Origin of the sequence: Nocardia sp. GP40 (genome assembly GCF_050434125.1) — a bacterium.
Taxonomy (GTDB): domain Bacteria; phylum Actinomycetota; class Actinomycetes; order Mycobacteriales; family Mycobacteriaceae; genus Nocardia; species Nocardia albiluteola.
Map to the genome: position 1 here is coordinate 449,541 of NZ_JBNPVW010000002.1, position 19,174 is coordinate 468,714.

General features: G+C 69.0%; 19 protein-coding genes and 1 tRNA gene. 11 read left to right on the top strand and 9 right to left on the bottom strand.

The features are described 5' to 3' along the window. Window positions 1-34: 34 nt before the first annotated feature. Genes ABH933_RS06620 through ABH933_RS06630 form a run of 3 tightly spaced genes read right to left on the bottom strand, consistent with a single transcriptional unit; the run spans window position 35 to window position 2,835 of the window. On the bottom strand, window positions 35-1,240 hold the full coding sequence (locus ABH933_RS06620; protein ID WP_429418366.1) for a cytochrome P450: 1,206 nt from the start codon (window positions 1,238-1,240) through the stop codon (window positions 35-37). Between the two features lie 31 nt (window positions 1,241-1,271). Further along, complete coding sequence (locus tag ABH933_RS06625; protein WP_429418368.1) at window positions 1,272-2,621, bottom strand: NAD(P)/FAD-dependent oxidoreductase; 1,350 nt, start codon at window positions 2,619-2,621, stop codon at window positions 1,272-1,274. After that, window positions 2,611-2,835 (bottom strand): ferredoxin, encoded by a 225-nt coding sequence (locus ABH933_RS06630; protein WP_215915046.1) that lies wholly within the window; start codon window positions 2,833-2,835, stop codon window positions 2,611-2,613. The genes ABH933_RS06625 and ABH933_RS06630 overlap by 11 nt, the downstream gene beginning before the upstream one ends. 134 nt (window positions 2,836-2,969) lie before the next feature. On the opposite strand from ABH933_RS06630, the gene ABH933_RS06635 reads away from it, so the two are divergent. Further along, on the top strand, window positions 2,970-3,437 hold the full coding sequence (locus ABH933_RS06635) for a winged helix-turn-helix transcriptional regulator (protein ID WP_429418370.1): 468 nt from the start codon (window positions 2,970-2,972) through the stop codon (window positions 3,435-3,437). 162 nt (window positions 3,438-3,599) lie between these two features. Here ABH933_RS06635 and ABH933_RS06640 read toward each other — a convergent pair whose 3' ends face one another. Further along, window positions 3,600-4,034 carry a DoxX family protein gene (locus tag ABH933_RS06640; RefSeq protein WP_429455013.1) on the bottom strand — a complete coding sequence of 145 codons (435 nt, stop codon included), beginning with the start codon at window positions 4,032-4,034 and terminating at the stop codon, window positions 3,600-3,602. 134 nt (window positions 4,035-4,168) lie between these two features. On the opposite strand from ABH933_RS06640, the gene ABH933_RS06645 reads away from it, so the two are divergent. Beyond that, complete coding sequence (locus ABH933_RS06645) at window positions 4,169-4,351, top strand: hypothetical protein (protein WP_429418374.1); 183 nt, start codon at window positions 4,169-4,171, stop codon at window positions 4,349-4,351. An 82-nt stretch (window positions 4,352-4,433) separates the two neighbouring features. On the opposite strand, the gene ABH933_RS06650 is transcribed toward ABH933_RS06645, so the two are convergent. Beyond that, window positions 4,434-5,018, bottom strand: a complete 585-nt coding sequence (locus ABH933_RS06650; RefSeq protein WP_429418376.1) for a CGNR zinc finger domain-containing protein — start codon at window positions 5,016-5,018, stop codon at window positions 4,434-4,436. 76 nt (window positions 5,019-5,094) lie between these two features. Between ABH933_RS06650 and ABH933_RS06655 the strand changes: the two genes are divergently transcribed. Then, complete coding sequence (locus tag ABH933_RS06655) at window positions 5,095-5,520, top strand: carboxymuconolactone decarboxylase family protein (protein WP_429418378.1); 426 nt, start codon at window positions 5,095-5,097, stop codon at window positions 5,518-5,520. Beyond that, a complete protein-coding gene (locus ABH933_RS06660; RefSeq protein ID WP_429418380.1) occupies window positions 5,517-6,419 on the top strand; it encodes a phosphotriesterase family protein in 903 nt (300 codons plus the stop codon). Before ABH933_RS06655 ends, ABH933_RS06660 begins: the two co-directional genes overlap by 4 nt. Window positions 6,420-6,524: 105 nt before the next feature. Here ABH933_RS06660 and ABH933_RS06665 read toward each other — a convergent pair whose 3' ends face one another. Continuing rightward, window positions 6,525-8,120, bottom strand: a complete 1,596-nt coding sequence (locus ABH933_RS06665) for an MFS transporter (protein WP_429419194.1) — start codon at window positions 8,118-8,120, stop codon at window positions 6,525-6,527. A 331-nt stretch (window positions 8,121-8,451) separates the two neighbouring features. On the opposite strand from ABH933_RS06665, the gene ABH933_RS06670 reads away from it, so the two are divergent. The 6 genes from ABH933_RS06670 (at window position 8,452) to ABH933_RS06695 (ending at window position 14,058) form a co-directional block, all read left to right on the top strand. After that, complete coding sequence (locus tag ABH933_RS06670) at window positions 8,452-9,021, top strand: TetR/AcrR family transcriptional regulator (RefSeq protein WP_429418382.1); 570 nt, start codon at window positions 8,452-8,454, stop codon at window positions 9,019-9,021. A gap of 145 nt (window positions 9,022-9,166) precedes the next feature. Next, window positions 9,167-9,595 (top strand): ester cyclase, encoded by a 429-nt coding sequence (locus tag ABH933_RS06675; protein WP_429418384.1) that lies wholly within the window; start codon window positions 9,167-9,169, stop codon window positions 9,593-9,595. Between the two features lie 58 nt (window positions 9,596-9,653). Then, window positions 9,654-10,580 (top strand): hypothetical protein, encoded by a 927-nt coding sequence (locus tag ABH933_RS06680; protein ID WP_308166204.1) that lies wholly within the window; start codon window positions 9,654-9,656, stop codon window positions 10,578-10,580. Further along, entirely contained in the window at window positions 10,577-11,701 is a 1,125-nt protein-coding gene (locus ABH933_RS06685) for a DUF4129 domain-containing protein (protein ID WP_429418385.1), read from the top strand. The genes ABH933_RS06680 and ABH933_RS06685 overlap by 4 nt, the downstream gene beginning before the upstream one ends. Before the next feature lie 10 nt (window positions 11,702-11,711). After that, the gene (locus ABH933_RS06690; protein WP_429418387.1) at window positions 11,712-12,695 is read left to right on the top strand and encodes an AAA family ATPase; all 984 of its coding nucleotides are present in this window, start codon (window positions 11,712-11,714) and stop codon (window positions 12,693-12,695) included. A gap of 4 nt (window positions 12,696-12,699) precedes the next feature. Beyond that, window positions 12,700-14,058, top strand: coding sequence for a DUF58 domain-containing protein (locus tag ABH933_RS06695; RefSeq protein WP_429418389.1), 1,359 nt, complete (start codon window positions 12,700-12,702; stop codon window positions 14,056-14,058). A 356-nt stretch (window positions 14,059-14,414) separates the two neighbouring features. On the opposite strand, the gene ABH933_RS06700 is transcribed toward ABH933_RS06695, so the two are convergent. After that, window positions 14,415-15,263 carry an RDD family protein gene (locus ABH933_RS06700; protein ID WP_429418391.1) on the bottom strand — a complete coding sequence of 283 codons (849 nt, stop codon included), beginning with the start codon at window positions 15,261-15,263 and terminating at the stop codon, window positions 14,415-14,417. Window positions 15,264-15,430: 167 nt separating this feature from the next. On the opposite strand from ABH933_RS06700, the gene ABH933_RS06705 reads away from it, so the two are divergent. Further along, entirely contained in the window at window positions 15,431-16,381 is a 951-nt protein-coding gene (locus tag ABH933_RS06705) for a stage II sporulation protein M (RefSeq protein ID WP_215915032.1), read from the top strand. Between the two features lie 718 nt (window positions 16,382-17,099). On the opposite strand, the gene ABH933_RS06710 is transcribed toward ABH933_RS06705, so the two are convergent. Both ABH933_RS06710 and ABH933_RS06715 read right to left on the bottom strand, forming a co-directional pair. Further along, complete coding sequence (locus ABH933_RS06710; RefSeq protein WP_429419196.1) at window positions 17,100-18,512, bottom strand: hypothetical protein; 1,413 nt, start codon at window positions 18,510-18,512, stop codon at window positions 17,100-17,102. Between the two features lie 443 nt (window positions 18,513-18,955). Beyond that, window positions 18,956-19,038: transfer RNA gene (locus tag ABH933_RS06715), tRNA-Leu, on the bottom strand. Window positions 19,039-19,174 lie beyond the last annotated feature (136 nt).

Genomic DNA, 19,174 nt, shown 5'->3' on the forward strand with positions numbered 1-19,174 from the left:
GACCCCCCGGTGCCTCGACCGAGATCCCTGATCTTCAGGGCAGGATGCGATCGACGTCGAGCCACAGGTGACGAGGACCCCGCAGCGATGCGGTGGGCCGGTACGGCGGCGGGTCGGCGACCAGGCGCGGATTGTCCAGCCGACGCACCAGTTGCGGAAGCACGATCTGCGCCTCCATCCGGGCCAGCGGCGCGCCTATGCAGTAATGGATCCCGCCGCCGAAACCGAAGTGCTCGTTGGGAATTCGGTCGGGTATGAAACGCTCCGGATCGGTGAAGCGGCGCGGATCGCGACTGCCCGCCGCGAACAGCAGCACGACGGTCGCGCCGCGGGGAATGGTCCGGCCGCCGATCTCGATGTCCGCCAGGGCCGCCCGGTGCCGGAACTGCACCGACGGCTCGTAGCGCACCAGCTCCTCGATCATCGGCACCACCAGCTCGGGCTCGCCCCGGAAGCGCGCCAGGATGTCCGGATGGCGCAGCAGGGTGAGCATTCCGTTGGTGATGAGGTTGACCGTCGTCTCATGTCCGGCGATCAGCAGCAGCCGGGTGGTGGTGACCAGCTCCTCGCCGATCAATGGAGCACTGCGATCGCCGCCCGCGAGCAAGCCCGAGATCAGGTCGGCCCCCGGATCATCGGCGCGCTGGGCGACCAAACCCTCCAGATACCCGCCCATTTCGACCGCCGCCTGCGCGATGGCCGCGAGTTCGGCCTGGGACATGCTCGGGTCGAGGTCCAGGCCGCGGGCCAGCGTGTCGGCCCAGGCGTGGAACCGCGCCTCGTCCTGCTCGGGAATGCCCAATAGCGCGCAGATCACGCTGACCGGCAGGGGATAGGCGATCTCGTCGACCAGATCCAGGCGGGTCCGGGACCCGACGGCATCGAGCAGGCGGTCGATCAGATGGTGTACCTCCGCGCGCAACGATTCGACACGCGCCGGGGTGAAGGTGGTCATGACGGCGCGGCGCAGCCGATCGTGGCTGGGTGGATCCTGGAAGATCAGCGACTTGCGGACCTGCCTGGGCGGCGCCTGCGCGGCATTGTCCATATCCGAGCTGATGCGCGGATCGTGTAGCAGCGCATTGATTTCGTCGAAACCGCTGACTACCCAGGTGCCGTCGGCCTGCTGGGACACCGGTTCCTCGCGCAGCTCGGCATAGAGCGGATAGGGATTGGCACGGCTCTCCGGATCCAGGACCCGGGCGAACAGATCGTTTCGTGATGTCGTCGGTGCGGACATGTGTCACCTTCTCGAATTACCGCAAGGAAACTTAGTGGAGGGCAAGGGAATTGCCGCCCTCATCTGCTGATCGCAGCTGAAGGACGCGGACGGGATCGGGTCCGTCGGCGGCGTTGAGCACGGGCGGGAAGCTCGCCCGCTCGGCGATCATCACGGCATAGGCATCCAGCGCCCGGGGCGTATCGACCGCCAGCGCCCCGACGACCCGGCCACCGCGGCCGTACGCGGCGACGAAGGCCCCGTCCTCGACGGACCCCTGCACCACCGCGACCTCATCGGCCCGGCTCGGCACGCCGACCACCTTGATATTCACCCCGAATTGGTTGGACCAGAACGTCGGTAGCGCGGTGTGCGCGCGGACGGGACCGTGCAGCATCGTCGCGGCCGCGATGCGGGCCTGCCGGATCGCGTTGTCCCAGTGCTCCACCGCCAGCGGGCCCTCGTCGAACAGCGGGTGCGGCCAGCACGCGACGTCACCGGCGACCAGGACGTCGTCGTCCGGGACACCGTTCGTATCGATCGCGCGGCAGAACGAATCGCAGTGTGCGCCAAGGTCGCTGACTGCCAGACCGGAGCCGTCCAGCCATTCGACGTTGCGGATCGCGCCCAGTGCGACGACCGCGATATCGACGTCCAGCGCGGTGCCATCGGAGAGCAGAGCGCGGCACAGCCGTCCGGCGTCGTCACCCTCCAGCGCCAGCACAGACGTGCCGGTGCGCAGGTCCACACCGTGTGCGCGCTGCAGCCGCGCGGCCGCGATCCCGGCCGGAACACCCAGCGCACCGGTCAACGGGGCCGGGGATCGCTCGACGACGGTGACCTCCAGACCCAGCTCCCGGCAGACCGAAGCCGTTTCCGAGCCGATGAAGCCCGAGCCGATCACGAGCACCCGCCGGGGTCGCGCGGCGAGCCGCGCCGCGAGCGCTCGGGCATCGTCGCTGGTGCGGATGCCGAACACCCCATCGAGGGCTGCCTCGGCAGGATCCGGCCAGGACCTGGCCCGGGCGCCGGTGGCGATCAGGAGTTTGTCGTATGTGATCGAGGAGCTGTCGGCCAGATGCACCGTCCGAGATTGCCGATCCAGCCCCTGCGCCGCGACGCCGAGTCGCCACTGCGCGTCGAGATCTCGCGATCGCGGCAGGCCGGTGTCGTCGGCGGACAGCCGTCCGGTCAGCACTCGCTTCGACAGCGCGGGCCGATCGTAGGGCGGGTGCGGCTCCGCGCCGACGAGTGTGATCCGGCCGCTGAATCCGTACTCCCGCAACGCTTCCGCCGCGTGCAGTCCAGTCAGTGACGCACCGGCGATCACCACGTGTTCGGTACCCGCGGAGCGATTGCCGAAAAGTCGTTGCGCACCTGAGGATTTCACGTCAGTTGTCATGTCCGGCCCCGTCGACAGGACCCGCCGCGGGCCCGAGCACGATCGCCTGCACCGGACATGCGGCGCGAGCCCTCTCCAGATGCAGCCGCCACTCCTGCGAGGGCGCGCTGTCGTACTCCAGGACCTCCTGGCCGGTCAGCTCGAAGACCTCCGGCGCGGCGAACACGCACTGCCCGTAACTCTGGCATCGCGCCAGATCGACCATCACTCTCATCGCCGCTCCTCCTTTCCCGAATCGGAATGGGGCGCTTCGCGATCCGCCGCGACGCCCCACAACTACTATCAATCAAGAAGTACATCCTGTCTAGGAGTACTTCTATGAGAATAGTGTGAGGTATCGTTGTGAATATGCAGGACGATTCCGAACCGCACGCGGCCCAGGAGGTGTTCGCACTCCTCGGCGAGCGATGGAACAACGCGATCCTGCGCGAGGTCTACTGGGGTGTGCATCGCTTCGGCGCACTGCAGCGCAAGCTGGGGATCGGCCCCAACACACTGACCAGCCGCCTGTCCACGCTGGTCGAACTCGGCCTGCTCGAGCGCCACCGCTACCGCCCGGACAAGGAGTGGTACGACTACCAGCTCAGCGAAAGTGCCCAGGAACTCGTCCCCGCGTGGATCGTCATGGCCCGGTGGGGCCACGCCCACCTGCACGCCGACCTGCCGAACCGCCGCGTCCGGCACACCACCTGCGGCGAACTGGCGAATCCGCAACTGACCTGTAGTCATTGCGGAGAGATCGTCACCGGCCGTGATCTCGAGCCCATCGAACTGTCACCCGAGGAGGCGGCGGCCGGCGCGCGCGCGACGAACTGAGCGCCAGTGGGGTGTCCCGGTCCGGCACCGATCGGCGGCACGCCGTCGGCGTCCGCATCGCCCCCGTCGTTCCTGCCCTTTGTCACTCTTGGGGGTGGCGCTGCCCGCCGGGGGTCACATCTCACGAGTTGGCGAGCGCAGTCCAAGAGCTCGCCCACCCAGCTACGACCACTGCCCGGGCTGAATCACGTCGATCCAATGAGTCGGCCAGGTGGCGAGAGCGATGATCACCATGATGACGAGATGCACTGGCGCCGCAAGGCTTTCCTTGGGCCCATGGTGATTGATGATGTGGGTGACCACAGCGCCAGTCAGCACAAGTATCAGCACCGCGGCACCGAGGAATCTCGGCTCGTGGTACGGGATCACCAGCAGCAACGCGCAAACGCCCTCGATGCCGCCGACGACAAACCGGAACCAGGCGGGCCAACCCCACTCGACGAACTTGACCGAGTACGGGGGCCCGAAAAACGTAGGCCCAGGCCAAAACTTGGTCACCGCCCCCATCATGAACTCGAGGGCGAGGAACCAAAGGAAACCGGTCGCGACCCATCCGGGCCAGGTGTGCGCAATAGTCATATCGTCATGACCAGCCACACGGCCGAAGTGTGACGGCGTGCCCGGCACACCCGCGGGATCCGCAGCTGAAGGCTGCCAAGTGCCGCCCTGGATCCGGCGGCTTCGAATATGTGCGGCCCGGGCGAGAAGCAGGAGACTCAGCTGCTGTGGACATGGGGATCTCTGGTTTCGAACCGTCCTTCCTGGTCGGGATCGAGGCGATTCGGCAGGCGCACGGATCACGTCTGGCGATGCTCACCGGTCGGGTACTGACAGGGTTCGCTGTGGTGCGCTTCGCCGAGGACGGAGGCTGGTATGCCGATTGCCCGGTGGTACTGGACTTCGCTCAGACATGAGGGTGCCGATCTGCCATGATCGGCCCGGCCGGAGTGGAGATGTCGGCAGGCTGATCCAGTGGCTGATCGACTGTGCGAACGGCTACGCGGTTGGCGACTGACCGGAGACCTGCTCAGCCGCCCGCCGCGCACGCATCGCCCGGACCCGACCCCGGCTCGCGCATGCGGGAGACGGGCACCAGCGGCGGCGGCCGGCGTTGTCGATGAATACGCCTCGGCAATCGTGTTCCGGGCAGACCTTCAGGGCGGCGCGTTCGATGCCGGTCAGGCAATCGACGGCTTGGCGGGCGATGCGGGCGAGCGCGTCGGACGCGGTGGGCGGGGGTTCGCGCCGGAGCCGGTCGGCGGCGAGCAGGTGCACCGGGGCGTCGTGTGCGACGAGGAATGCGCTCAGGTCGGTAATCGCATCGGGTGGGGGTGTCGTGTCGTCAATGGTGGCCAGCACCAGGACGCGCAGGGTCTCCCGTAGTCGGATCGCCTGGGCCAGTTCGTCGGTGGTGGGCGGGCGAGCAGGCAACAGCTCACTGCGGTCTAGCCACTCGGCGAACCGTGCGGGCGAGTCGAGCCGCTCCACCGGGTCGGGGCTGAAGCTGCGGCCCCTGGTGGCGAGCAGATTCAGCCAGGTGGACCCGCAATCGAACCGGAACGCGTGCTTGTCTTCCGTCACCGGAAAATTGTAACGCTTTACTCGTTACATCTGCTACGGTCGTAACGCTTGACCCGTTACGAGAGGTTTCCCGATCATGACGAACACCCATGACCTGTCTCAGCAGCTGACCCCGGCCCGGTTCGACCGCGAGGAGGGGTACCGAATGCTGGACCTGCTGCAGGACCAGGCCACCCAGCACGCCGCATTGCCCGGCTTGGAGCAGTCGGTGCCCGGATTCGCCGACTGGATTGTCACCGCACTGTTCGGCGGCACCTATCTCCGCGGACAGCTATCGCTGCGAGATCGTCAGCTGGTCAATCTGGCCGCCCTGACCGCACTCGGCGGGGTGGATCCGCAATTGAACGGACACGTGAAAACCTCTCTGCGGGTAGGACTTTCCCGCGAGGAGATCCTCGAGGTCTTCGCGCATCTGGCGCCCTACGTCGGAGTGCCCAAGACGCTGGCCGGTCTGCGAGTGGCCACCGCAGCGCTCGCCGAGACCGAGGAGCAGGCCCGATGACCGCCATGATCCGCACCGTGCTCGGCGATATCGAGCCCGAGAGCCTGGGTGTCTGCAACGCACACGATCACCTGTTCATTCGTTCCCCCCAGCTACCCGGCGAGGAACTCGACGACGCCGATGCCGCACTGGCCGAATTGAATTCGTTCGCGGCGCTGGGCGGGCAGGCGGTGGTGCAGTGGACACCGTGGGGCATGGGACAGCGACTGGAGGACCTACCCGAGCTGTCCCGGCGATCCGGTGTGCAACTGGTGGCCGCCACCGGGATGCATCAGGCCAAGCACTACGATCCCGCCGAATTGGCCTCCGTCCGTGACGATCTCGCCGAGCTGTTTGTACGCCAGCTCACTTCGGGCCCGGTGCGCGCTGGACTCATCAAGGTGGCGGGCGCCTTCCACCACATCGACGAACACGCCCGGCACGTGCTGGCCGCCGCCGCGACCGCCCATCACGCCACCGGAGCGCCGATCGGCGTCCACCTCGAGGCCGGCACCGCCGCGCTGGCGGTGCTCGACGAACTCGCCGGAACCCACGATGTGGCACCGCGTCACATCATCCTCGGCCATCTGCACCGGTTCCCGGACAGCGCAATTCACCGGCAAGTCGCCGCCGCGGGCGCATTCGTCGGGTTCGAGGGACCTTCGCGAGCCCACCACGCCGTCGACTGGCGCCTGCTCGACAACATCGCGGCCCTGGTCGACAGCGGGCACGCCGACCGGATCCTGCTCGGCGGGGACACCGTCACCCCCTCGGCGCGCTCGACCGCCGACGGCCCGGGGATGCCCTTCCTGCTCCATACCTGGCGGCCCCGCATCGAACGCGAACTCGGTCCCGAGATCGCCACCGCTGTTTTCGTCACCAACCCCGCCCGCGCCTTCAGCACGGATTGGAAGGGGTGACAACCACATCCGAGATCCCGCCGCGGCGAGGACACGAAGCGTCGTTGCTTATCCGGGCAAGTAGCGGAGGAGGTTACGGGGTGCCGAGCCCACCGGAGGCCGGTCCTACCATTGGACACGCGGCGGCTGATCCGGACGATCCATTGCGCGCCAGGCGATCACAGCCGATACCGCGAGAATCAGCCCGACGATGATCGCCGCCACGTGAACACCCGAGACGAACGCCTCGTGCGCCGAGTTCAGCAGCGCGACCGCCGGGTGTTCCGGCAGGGCCGAGGCGGTTTCCGCCGCGCCGCCGAGGGATTCGCTGGCCGCCGCAGCCTGGGCGTCCGACAGACCGGACAGGTCCAGACCGTTTCGGAACACCGCCATCACCACGCTGCCCAGCACCGCGACGCCGAGTGCGAGGCCCGCCTCGTAGGCGGTCTCGGAGACCGCGGCCGACGCACCGGCACGCGCCGCCGGTGCCGAACCGACCACCAGATCCGACGAGATCGTCAGCGCCACACCGGCACCCGTGCCGATGAGCAGGAAGCCCGCGACGAACGGCGCGATGCCCGGCCCCGAACCCAGCCACAGGAATGCGGCCGCGCCGAGCGCCGCCACCGCCAGTGCGCCCGCGAGCACCCGGCCCGGCCGCCACCAGCGCACCAGCCAGGCCGAGAACAGGGCCGCGACCATGCTCGCCAGCATCCCCGGCAACAGCAGCAGCCCGGCGTCCAGCGGCGAACAGCCCTGTACCAGTTGGAGATACTGCGATCCGAAGAACAGCACACCGGCCAGCGCGAACACCACCAGCAGGTTGGTCAGCACGGCGGTGCGGAACCGGGGCCGCGCGAACAGCCGCAGATCCAGCATCGGATCGGGCAGGCGATGCTGCCTACGCACGAACAGCACGCCCGCGGCGACACCGACCGCCGCGATCATCAGTGGCAGCCCGCTCACGCCGTGTGCGGCAATCTCCTTGACCGCGTACACGATCGGCACCAGCGTCAGCATCGACAGCCCCGCGCTGACCAGGTCGAAGCGACCCGGCTCCGGATCCTTGGACCCGGGTAGCAGCAGTGGGCCGAGGGCGATCAGCACCAGCATCACCGGCAGGTTGACCAAAAAGACCGAACCCCACCAGAAATGCTGCAGCAGCCAGCCGCCCAGCAGCGGGCCCAGCGCCGCACCGCCGCTGGCCGCCGCACTCCACACCGCGATCGCGGTGGTGCGCTCGCGCGGATCGGTGAAGATGGCACGGATCAGGCCGAGCGTGGCGGGCATCAGGGTCGCACCGGCGACGCCCTGGAGCACGCGCGCGGCGATCAGCATCGCCGGGCTCACCGACCACGCCGCCAGCACCGAGGCCAGCCCGAACCCGGCCGCGCCGATGAGCAGCAGCTTGCGGCGCCCGATGCGGTCGCCCAGCGCACCCATCGTCACCAGCAGACCCGCCAGCACGAACGAGTAGACGTCGATGATCCACAACAGCTGCGGCGTGCTGGGTGCGAGATGCGCGCTGATCGCGGGGACCGCGATATCCAGCACCGTCGCATCGACGGAGATGAGCAGCAGCGCGAGTACCAGCACGCCGAGCCCCGCCCAGCGCGTGCCGTCTCCGCGCGCGCCGTCGGATTGTCGTTGAATACCCGCCCCGCGAACTCCGCCGGATTGCGATGCCCGATCGGGGGCAGTCGCGACCTTGGCCGATGCCATGGCGCTACCAGCGACGGCGGACACCGACTCCGCGCTACCCGCGGTATCGGTCGCCGAATCGGCACCGGGTGCCGGAAGCCGTCGGCCGGCACGGAGGTCCCGATCCGGATCCGATCGGTGACCACGGGCCGGCGACACAGCGCCGCCGTCCGCCGACGATCCAGCATCTGCCGTATGCGCGACGCAGTTCAGGGGTGCGGCGCCACGGGAGCCGCCGTCGACGACGGGGCTTTCCGTGGCCGCGCGATGGGTGTTCATGATCCCTTCCTCTAATAAACCGTCCAGACGGTACAGTATCAGAGACAACCGTCCGGCCGGTACAGTGATCCCCGTGACAGCGACTCGCGACCGCATCCTCGACGCCCTCGAAACCCTGCTGCTGGAGAAAGGCGTCTCCCAGGTCACCCTGGAAAACGTCGCCGCGGCGGCCGGGGTCTCCAAGGGCGGGCTGCTCTACCACTTCAAGAGCAAGGACGCGCTGCTCGCCGGGCTGGTCCGCCGCCTCGGCGAGCGCGCCGACCAGCAGCTGACGCAGGCCGTCGCGCGGGGTCGATCGGTGGCCGAGTGGTATCTGCAGAGCCCCAGCACCGACAGCGATTCCGATGCCCTCGAGCTGGCCCTGTACCGCTCGATGATGGCGGCCATGCGGACCGTCGACGCCCACGACCAGCGCGACAATGAGGCACAACGCGCGCTGACCGCGGTAATGGACGCCTGGAAATCAGGACTGGACACCGAATTCGACGACCCGGTGCACGCCGAGATCGTCCGCCTGGTCGGTGACGGCGCCTACCTGCGCGCCCTGCTCGGCCTCCCTCCGATCCCCCCGGACCACTACCGCGCGGTCATCGACCGCCTACTCACCCCGGGCCAGGATCACACCGCGCCCGCCGCGAACTGAACCAGCCAACTCGGAATGGCCCGAGCACCGGGCTGTCCCGCTCCCACACTTCCCAAAAGCGGGAAGCAGCGCACAGGTCCACTCGGTAGCGTCGGCGCGTTCGACGGTGTCCAGTGTTTCGGAGTTGGTGGTTCCCATGCGGGATGTGGCTGTGCGGAGTCTGGAGATCATGGGGGCGGGTGAGCGCGCCGATTTCGATGCCGTTTATCACCCGCGGGCGCGAAATCGGGAGGCTCGACGGGAGCCGCTCGCGTGCCGGGAACCGGGACCGGCCGGGTTCTATGCGACCGCGCTGTGGCTGCGGGGTGCGTTCTCCGGCATCCGGCACCGGGTGAACACGGTTGTCGCCGAGGGGGATCTGGTGTGCCTGGACACCGTGATGAGCGGGCGTCAGGTCGGGCCGTTCGTCGTGTTCACGCCCGAGGGTGAGGTGGCCCGGGAGTTTCCCTCGTACGGCCGGACATTCGAAGTGGTGCAGTCGCACTGGATGCGCCTCGAGGACGGCCTCGTCGTCGAGCACTGGGCCGCGCGCGACGACCTGTCTCGCGCCCAGCAGCTCGGCTGGATCGCCTGATTCGCACCCTATTGCCTGAAAGGCGGACAACCGACAGTTGGCGGATAGACTCTGCCACGTGCTTCCCGCTGCCGCCGATCGGGCCGGTCTGTCGTCCGGGCCCGCCGCGATGGCGCCTGTCCCCGGCTCCGATGCCCAGGACTTCGGGCTCGATGCCGGCGAGTCGGTGCCGATCCGGCCGCTGTCGTTTCGCGAGCTGCTGGATCTGCCGTTCGCGGTGATCCAGGCGGACATCAAGAAGCTGGCGGCCCTCGGCCTGGCCGGGCTGGTGCTGGCCGAGGACATCGTCGTCGCGATCACCGTCGCCGGTTCCGCCGCGACGCAGGGCTCGGATGCCGGAACCGCCTGGTCCGCAATACTTTCCACGGCCGTCACCGGCTGGCTGCTGCGACTGTTCCTGCGCGGGGTGACCGTGCCGATCGGCCTGGCCGGTGTGCGCGGACGACCGATGACCTGGCGCGGGGCGCTGCGGCAGCTCGGCCGCCGACTCGGTCCGCTGCTGGGCGATCGGCTGTTCTACACGCTGCAGGGTATCGCGGTACCGGCGATGGGTCTGCTCGTCGTGTTCGCCGGAATCCTCGGGGCGATACCGCTGCTGGGGTGGCTGCGGGCGCGGCGACTGTGCCTGGTTCCGGCGCTGTTCGAGGAGCAGGCGACGTATCGTGGTGCCGTGGGGAGGGCGAAAATCCTTGCCGCCGGAGCGGAATGGCGGCTGGCCGGGCTGTGGCTCGCGCAGCGCGTACTTTTTCTGGTGATGGCGGTGCCGCTGCTTGGTGTGCCCCTGTTCATCTCGGACTTCTCCGGCACCCATCGCTGGGCGGTCATCGTCCTGGCCACCTCCGGCGTGCTGCTCATCGCGGCATTCACCGAGGTCGTCGACGCGGCCACGAGTGTGGTCGGCTATGTCGACCGGCGCTGCCGCCGCGAGGCCATGGACGTGCGGATTCCCGATCCCGCCAAGCGAATTCCGGGGACGATACGGTGAACCGCGGCGACAGTCCAGAATTCGCCGCACCCGAACCTCCACCCCGGCCGATGGATGCGGGCGAGCACGATGCCCCATTCCACGACCTGCCGGCATCGGGAGGACAGTACTTCGGCCCCGGCACGCCGTCGGTCCCCCCGGTTCCCGCGCTGGGCCCGGCGGGCACCCACCGCGCCACGGCGGATCAGGCTGCCCTGCACCGCGATTTCACCACCGCGCTGCGCGAACGCTTCCGCGCGGTGACCCGCGGACTGGAACAGAACGGCCTGCTCGAGGTCCAGCGCTCCCGCACCGCGCGGGAGACCGCCGACGCCGCGGCCGCCACCGCACAGGCCACCGAACTGCCGAGCGCGGCACGGAGTTTCGACGAGGTCGTATACGGCGGGCGATCCGCCACCGAGGCCGAGTATCGCCTGCTCGAACAGGCCGACCGCTACTCGCTCGCGCCGCCGCCTCCCGACGAACCCGTCGAGACGATCGAACGCGAACGCCGGACCGCGCGGTGGCGGCCCCCGCCCCTGCCCGAGCTGCTGCGCAGCCCCAAGTTCTGGGCCGCGGTGTTCGGCGTGCTGCTCGTGGCGTTGATCGTCTACGTACTGCTGCATCTGTCCGGGGCGCCCAAGGCTCCGCCCATGCCCTCGGAACCGATCGTCCCGCCCGACGAGCCGAAGCCCCCGCCGCCGAATATCAATGACGCGGGCAGCGATTCGATCTTCGGGCGACTGCCGCACTGGCTGGCCTACGGCGGATTGCAGTGGCTGATCTGTGCCGTGCTGGTGGTCTGGTGGCGAGCGCGCCGGCGTGGTGCGCTGGTCGGTGAGCCGCGTCCGGTGCAGGTCGCGGCGAACGAGCTGCTCGCCGGGCAGGCCGCGCTGTACCGCCGTGCCAAGGACCGGGACCATACGGCCGCGAAGCTGCGGGCGGCGACGTTGCGCCGGATCCGGCCCGCACTGGGCTTAACCGCCGATGCCCCGCCGGAACGGGTGGTCGGGACGCTCGCCGCGCGCCTCGGGGGCCCCGCGGATCGGTACGGCGCGGCGCTGTACGGCCCGGTGCCCGATGACGCCACCCTGGAATTGATTGCCGCACAACTGGACCTGATCGAATCGGAGATCGTATGACGGAGATCGCATGACACGGGCGGATATCGACCACACCCCCACCGCACAGGACGCCCATCGCGCACTGGGCGCGCTGCGGGCCGAGATCGGCAAGGCCGTCGTCGGCAACGACCAGGCCGTCATGTTCCTGGTGCTGGCGCTGCTGTGCCGCGGCCATGTGCTGCTGGAAGGCGTTCCGGGCGTGGCGAAGACGCTGCTCGTGCGGGCGCTGGCCACGGCGCTGGAACTCGAGCATTCGCGCGTCCAGTTCACCCCGGACCTGATGCCCGGCGATGTGACCGGCTCGCAGATCTACGATCCGCATTCCGCGGAGTTCACCTTCCGCCGCGGACCGGTCTTCACCAACCTGCTGCTGGCCGACGAGATCAACCGTACGCCGCCGAAAACCCAGTCGGCACTGCTGGAGTCGATGGAGGAGCGGCAGGTCTCGGTCGACGGCAAGCCGCGGCCGCTGCCGGATCCGTTCGTCGTGATCGCGACCCAGAACCCGATCGAGCAGGAGGGCACCTATCCCCTTCCGGAGGCGCAGCTGGACCGGTTCCTGTTCAAGGTCGACATCCGCCTGCCCGAGCGCGAGGACGAATTCCGCATCCTGCAGCGCCATGCCGCCGGCTTCGATCCGCGCGACCTGGACGCCGCGGGACTGCATCCGGTGGCGGGACCGTCGCATATCACGGTGGCCCGGGCCGCGGTCTCCGAGGTGACGGTCAGCCCCGAGGTGCTGGCCTACATCGTCGACTTGTGCCGGGCCACGCGCAGTTCGCCCGCCGTGCAGCACGGCGCGTCGACCCGCGGCGCCACCGCGCTGCTGGCCGCCGCACGGGCGTTCGCGTGGCTCAACGGCCGCGGCTTCGTCACTCCCGACGACGTGAAAATCATTGCGGTGGCTGTGCTTCGGCATCGCTTGCAGCTGCGACCGGAGGCGGAACTGGACGGGGTGACCGCCGAGGGCGTGATGTCCTCGCTGCTGATGTCCGTCCCGGTTCCGGTGTAGCGCAATGGTTGTCAGCGGCCGGTTGGCCGCGGTCGCGGCGGTGGCGGCGCTCGTGGTGATGGTCGCGGCGCCCTCGTGGCTGGGCGTGCTCATCGTGAGTGTGCTGCTGCTCGCGCTGATCATGGCCGATAGCGCCGCGGCGGGAAGGGCGGCGAGCCTGGAACTTTCGCGCCCGTCGCTGTCCACGGTCCGGGTCGGGCGTGAGACCGCCGTGGAACTGACCGTCGTCAATCGCGGCGCGCGGCGGATCCGCGGGTACCTCTGGGACGACTGGCCCGACAGCGCCCGCGCCGACCGCCGTATTCATCGCCTCCGCCTGGAACCGAACACCAAGATCCGGATCACCACCACCCTGACCCCGACCTATCGCGGCGACCGGGTGGCCGGTCCGGTCACGCTGCGCCTGCTGGGCCCGCTGGGCCTGGCCGGCTGGCAGTCCCGGCGGGCGGTGGATGCCCGGGTGCGCGCGCTGCCCGCGTTCCGCAGCGAGCGGGTGCTGTCCTCGAAGGTCAAGCAGCTCCAGCAGCTCGAGGGCCGCAACGTGGTGAACATCCGCGGACAGGGCGCCGAATTCGATTCCTTTCGTGAGTATGTCGCCGGTGACGACGTGCGCGCCATCGACTGGCGAGCCACCGCCCGCGCGACCGACGTGCTGGTGCGCACCTGGCGTCCCGAACGCAATCGGCACGTGCTGATGCTGTTGGACACCGGGCGGTACAGCGCCGGATTGGTCGGCGCGAGTTCGGGATTCGTGACTGGCGGCACAACGACGCCCGACAGGCGTCCGGTCGACCCCGCCGAGGGCACCCGTCTGGAGGCGAGCATCGAGGCGGCGCTGCTGCTGGGCGGGCTCGCCACCGCGGCCGGGGACACGGTCGCCCTGCTCGCCTACGACCGCCAGGTGCGGGCCGAGGTGCGCACCGCGGGCGGAAAGGGACTGCAGTCCAGGCTGATGCACGCGCTGGCCGGTGTCGTCCCGGCGCTCGTGGATACCGACACCGCGGGCCTGGTGCGGGCAGCGATCCAGCGCGCGCGCCGCCGCAGCCTGGTGGTGTGGTTCACCGGCCTGGACGGCGCCATGGTCGAGGAGAATCTGCTCCCGGTGCTGCCCGTGCTGGCGCAGCGCCATCGCGTCCTGCTGGTCTCGGTCACCGATCCGGACATCGCCGCGGCCGCGACCCGCCGCGGCACCCCCGCCGACATCTACACCGCGGCGGCCGCGGAAAATCTGCTCGCCGAACGCGCCCTCGTCCGGGAATCACTGCGCCGCAAGGGGATCGATGTCGTGGCCACCTCCCCCGACCGCCTCCCAGAGGCCCTCGCCGACGAATACCTGGAACTCAAGCGCTCCGGCGCCATGTGATCCCGGCACTCCGGTCCCGAGTCGCGTGGCGCCACAACATCTCTCACCACGAGGGCGCATTGCCTCGCCACCAGGAGTCCACTGTCGCGATGGGCCGTGCGCCCAAGTCCGTGCCACAAATCGGCGATCGCCAGCCGGGAACCGACAGCGCCTTGATGAGGTGCAATCCGCCTTCGCCTCCTGCGATCGTGAACTTCGGGGGGCACCACACGTACACCGTTGCGAGCGCGAGCGGCAGCGCCCGCGAATTATGGTGGGTTGGAGATGGAGCCGGCGCGCCGATGATGCGCGCGGCGGATTCACTGACGATGCCAGATCAGGTCGGCATCCGGCGATCGATCCGCCGGGCCTCGGGATCAGGCCGGGCGCTGCCAACCCGAGTCGGTGGAGGGCACGAAAGGTGTGGGCGCGAATGACATCGGGGCTACCAGGACCGGCGCGGCGACCACCGATCGCTGGACGGTGAGGGTGCGGCGCTGGCGTTCGGAGATCAGGGCGCCGAGGATCTGCAGTGGGGGGTGGCCGGCGGGCGGGACGACCCGCAACTGGGTGCAGACGGCGGCGACCAGGGCGTTGCCGAGGTTGTACTGCACCTCGGGGGTGAGGCCGGCGTAGCGGGTCAGGTACTGACGGATCGGCAGGGCCAGATCTTCACCCAGTCCGGACAGGTCCAGGTGCTGCGCCCAGCCCTGCAGCCAAGGCGGCGTAACGGCCAAGGCGGGCAACGGAATCGTGGTGCGATCGTGCACCACGACGGTGCCTGCGAGCACATCACCCGCGCGGCGGGCGCGCGGCGAGCACAGTGAGGTGACGACCGCGACCGCGCCGAAGCCGCCCAGGCTCCAGAAGTCCACGATCACCCAGGACAGGCCGCGGGTGAGCGCGTGCCGGAAGTCGATGGGGCCGCCGTCGCCGCGCACCACGCGCAGGCCCAGCACGAGCTTGCCGACGGTCCGGCCGCGCATCAGGGTTTCGCAGGTGACCGGATATCCGACCAGGATGGCGACGAAGGTGACCAGGGTGATGGTGTTGAACCACGCGCTGTCCGGCTGGATTTGCAACATGACCGCGGCGATGGCGAGCACCAGGATCCAGCCCACCATCGCCTGCAGCAGAAGATCGATCAGCATCGCCGCGGCCCGGGTTGGGATCCGCGCGATGGGAAGGTCGAGGGCGACGGCCTCGCCGGTGGTGAATACGGCCATGATCTGTTCACCATAACCGGCGTCGTGACCGGCCGGACCGACAGCGAACGATTCGTCGGACCGGAGAGATACCATCCCCGTGCGGCCCGCGCGGAGCGTGCCGCGAGAGCGAAGACGCGGCCGGACGCCGCACGGAAACCGGAGCGCGGCGGAGGGGCACGAAGACAGTGGACGTGGACGCATACACATACACGCACCGCCAGTCGTGGTACCGGCTCGACCAGCTGTCCCGGCAGCACCGGCTGTCCGGCGCGGAGGCCGACGAGCTGATGGCGCTGTATCGGCGCACCTCCCAGCAGTTGTCCCGGTTGCAGTCCCATTCGCCGGATCCGGAGCTGATCGGCGGCCTGTCCGCGCTGCTCACCAGGGCACGCGGCCGGGTGCTCGGCACCCGGGTCGAGGCGTGGCGCGCGGTCGGGCGCTTCTTTACCCACAGCTTTCCCGCGGCGGTGTACCGGATCTGGCCGTGGTGGACCGGCGTGGCCGCGGCATTCGTGGCGATTGCGGCGGGGCTGGGTGTCTGGGTCTCCGGATCCGGTTCCGCGCGCAGGATTTTGGGCGTGCCCGCCGATCCGGGCAGCCTCACCAGCCCCGGCGGCGAGTTCGAGACCTACTACTCCGCGCACCCGCACGACGCGTTCGCCGCGCAGGTCTGGACGAACAACGTCTGGGTGTCCGCGGTCGCGCTGTTCACCGGGCTGCTGATCCTCCCCGCGGTGTACGCGCTGTTCATGAACGCGCTCAACGTCGGCGTCTCGGCGGGCCTGATGGCCGATGCGGGCCGGTTGGACGCCTTCTTCGGATTCATCCTCCCGCACGGCATGCTCGAGCTGACCGCGGTCTTCGTGGCCGGGGGCGCGGGCCTGAAGCTGGGCTGGACGCTGATCGATCCGGGCCGGCGCAGTCGTGCGCAGGCGCTGGCACGGCAGGGCCGGGCCTCGGCGACCGTGGCGCTGGGCCTGGTCGCGGTGCTGGCGGTATCCGGGACGATCGAGGGTTTCATCACGCCCAGCGGCTGGCCCGCGCCGGTCCGGATCGGCATCGGGCTGATCGCCGAGCTGGGCTTTCTGGTCTACGTGTTCGGGGTCGGCCGTCGGGCCGCGAAGGGGTCGGTGTAGTTACCGCCGGGCGCACAATCGGCTAACAGCGCGTAATTGGCTTGCGTAGCGAGGCGCGGTGACCCAAGATCGAGTCGCATAATTTGAGAGCCACTGGCCGCAGCGAGTCCAGCTCAGCTGCGGCCAGCGTTACCGTCAACTCTACACAATCGTTATCCCGATGCAACCTCCCCTCCGCCTGGCGCGTGTGTAGGTCACGGCCCGAAAGCGGTGGTCCGGCAGGGATACTCGATCCTTCGGCAAATCCGTAGCGCCCACTCCGTTGCTTAGTCCGGAACACCCAGCGTGGCGTTGTGCCCGATCCCTCCCATTCGGCCCGGAACGGGCTGCGGCATATGTCCGAAAACGCCCATCACAAGGTTAACCAGCCTCGTAGAATCGCCACCTTCTAGGCACATCAACACCGAACAACCAGGGCATATGCCATGGAAATTACCGATGACGGAACGGTTGCCACATAGTAAACAAACCTCAAGTTTGTTAATGCGGGCCAATTCCGGAATGCAGTTAGGTGATAGGGCCTTATCTGCGTACGGGCACCCAAATACGCAGCGAAGATACCGCTCCGTGATCATTTTGTTCGCGCCCGCAACCAAACCCGCGCGCCCCGCGCCCTCACCGTGGATGCGGCGAAGATCACACCGCGACGGGAAACCTTCGCCCGGACCTCGCCCGGGATTCACCACCGGTACACGCGAATCGGTCCGGGAGCGAGTCGCTAACCGATGCGCAGGATGCCGCTGAGTGTGCCCTGCAGTATCCGGTGGTCCCGGGTGATCAGCGGCGCGGTCTGCAGGGGATCCTCGGCGATCGTGCCGGGCAGCGGGCTGCGCGAAACGACCGCCCCGGTCTCGGCGTCGACCGCGGCGAACCCGAAACCATCCAGCGGCGTGGCGTCCGGCAGGCCGACCCGGTCCACCGTGTAGATCAGGCCGTCCGCCGCGGACAGGATCGGCACCGCCGAGCTGCGCACCGGGCTGTCCCAGACCGTGTGACAGCCGTCCGCGCCGACATCCACCCGCGTCATGCCGCCGGTGAACGACGCACTCGACGGCACGGACGGACCCGCGCCCTGCGGCAGCGTCGGATACGGATAGCCGTAAGTGCTGGCCACGACCACCGTGCGGCCCAGGCCGATCGGCGCGTTCTCGCTACCCGGGCCGCCGCGCGTCAGCACCGGCTGGCTGCACACCAATTGCCCGGTGCCGGAACGGAATACGAGCAGATGCGCGGCTCCGGCGGCATTGTCGACGATGGTCACGTAGTCCGCGCCGGTCTTCGGGCCGAAGTACACGGGTGTGGATCCGGTGCCCCAGCTGAGCTGCCCCGGCTTGCGGCCGGGGCCACGGTCGTAGGCGCGGCGCCAGGAGATCTCGGGGCGACCGGAGTCACCGGTGTGGAATTCGTAGAGCGCGAATGTGGTGGCGACGGCGATTCGGCCGTTCGGGGTCGCGGAGATGCTGTTCTCGACCATCTCCCCGGCCGGAAGGGAGACCGCCGAGACTCCCCCTGCCGCGCCCACCCGCCCGACGACCGCGTGCTCGGTGGCGAACCACACCGCGCCGCTGGAATCCGGAACCAGTCCCACGACACTGTCGCCCGCGGGCACCACGCCGGACAGATCGACCGACGACGTCACCGCGAGGATCCATCGTCCCGCCGCGTCCCGCGCGTGCCCGATGCGCAGCAGGTGGCGGTTCCCGTCGACGACCACCAGCCGGTTCTCGTTGTCCAGGAAGGCATAGACGCCGCCGAGCAGTCCGCCCTCGGCCAGGGTCAGGATCGCCGCGGCGGTTCCGAAACCGAGCGGTCCGGTTGCCCGTGGACCGATGAGTTCCACGGTCGGCGCCCGGTCGGCGATCGCGGTGCACAGCGCCACGACCAGCCCGTCCGTACCCTGCAGCAGCGTGGGACAGGCGGCCGCCAGCGGGTAGACCGTCGCGGAGACCGGCCGTGCACCCGGTCCGGCCAGCGGAGTCGCATCGGACGATCCGGCATCCGAATGCATCGTCGCCGAACCGAGCGGACCCAGGTAGGGGTTCGGCGCGGCGAACGGGCCCCATCCGGTGGAGGCCTGTGCGGGCGCGGCGAACCCCAGCAGCCCGGCGGTGCACAGTGCGGTCGCGATCATCCCGGGAAGACGTCGAATCATGGTGTGCACCTGCCCATTCCGCTGCGGTCACGGCATGGTCACGCCGCGACTCGACGCACAGTACCCGACCAGCCCGCACCCGACCCGACAGTCAACTGACCAAAAGATGGAAGCACCGGTCGCGCCCGTTGGGCAGTTCGACGCCTGACCAGCTGGTCGTCGGCCGTCCGGTTCCCGCCGACGAGTGACCCGATGACACGCCCGGTCGGGGTGAGACGCGTCTCTCACCCCGAACAGCGGCAATCAATCCTCGCGCGGTTACGCGGAACATGTGTCCGGTCCGGACACAACCGCCCGATCTCGCTGTCCAGCACCGGGAATGGCGCGGGCCGAGGTGAGAAGAGACACAGCATGACGACGGCGGGTCAATGACAAACAGAAAGGCCGCAGACCGAATCCGGTCTGCGGCCTTTCCGCACCTGTGGGCGAAGGGGGACTTGAACCCCCACGTCCCGAAGGACACTGGCACCTGAAGCCAGCGCGTCTGCCATTCCGCCACTCGCCCGAGCGACTTGGAGACAGTAGCACGGGGTCGCGATCGGAACGAAATCGCCTGTTCACGGGCCTACACGGGGGATGGACAGCAGACGGGAACCGCCGAGCGTTGCCAGGAGTTACAGGTGTGGACGATCGTGGATATC

What these genes read in the sequence shown, in the direction of transcription:
- ABH933_RS06690 (WP_429418387.1), top strand. Translation starts at nt 11,712, where the DNA reads ATGACACGGGCGGATATCGACCACACCCCCACCGCACAGGACGCCCAT.
- ABH933_RS06660 (WP_429418380.1), top strand. Translation starts at nt 5,517, where the DNA reads ATGACCGCCATGATCCGCACCGTGCTCGGCGATATCGAGCCCGAGAGC.
- ABH933_RS06710 (WP_429419196.1), bottom strand. Translation starts at nt 18,512, where the DNA reads ATGATCGCGACCGCACTGTGCACCGCCGGGCTGCTGGGGTTCGCCGCG.
- ABH933_RS06655 (WP_429418378.1), top strand. Translation starts at nt 5,095, where the DNA reads ATGACGAACACCCATGACCTGTCTCAGCAGCTGACCCCGGCCCGGTTC.
- ABH933_RS06665 (WP_429419194.1), bottom strand. Translation starts at nt 8,120, where the DNA reads ATGGCATCGGCCAAGGTCGCGACTGCCCCCGATCGGGCATCGCAATCC.
- ABH933_RS06635 (WP_429418370.1), top strand. Translation starts at nt 2,970, where the DNA reads ATGCAGGACGATTCCGAACCGCACGCGGCCCAGGAGGTGTTCGCACTC.
- ABH933_RS06695 (WP_429418389.1), top strand. Translation starts at nt 12,700, where the DNA reads ATGGTTGTCAGCGGCCGGTTGGCCGCGGTCGCGGCGGTGGCGGCGCTC.
- ABH933_RS06625 (WP_429418368.1), bottom strand. Translation starts at nt 2,621, where the DNA reads ATGACAACTGACGTGAAATCCTCAGGTGCGCAACGACTTTTCGGCAAT.
- ABH933_RS06620 (WP_429418366.1), bottom strand. Translation starts at nt 1,240, where the DNA reads ATGTCCGCACCGACGACATCACGAAACGATCTGTTCGCCCGGGTCCTG.
- ABH933_RS06700 (WP_429418391.1), bottom strand. Translation starts at nt 15,263, where the DNA reads ATGGCCGTATTCACCACCGGCGAGGCCGTCGCCCTCGACCTTCCCATC.
- ABH933_RS06645 (WP_429418374.1), top strand. Translation starts at nt 4,169, where the DNA reads ATGGGGATCTCTGGTTTCGAACCGTCCTTCCTGGTCGGGATCGAGGCG.
- ABH933_RS06630 (WP_215915046.1), bottom strand. Translation starts at nt 2,835, where the DNA reads ATGAGAGTGATGGTCGATCTGGCGCGATGCCAGAGTTACGGGCAGTGC.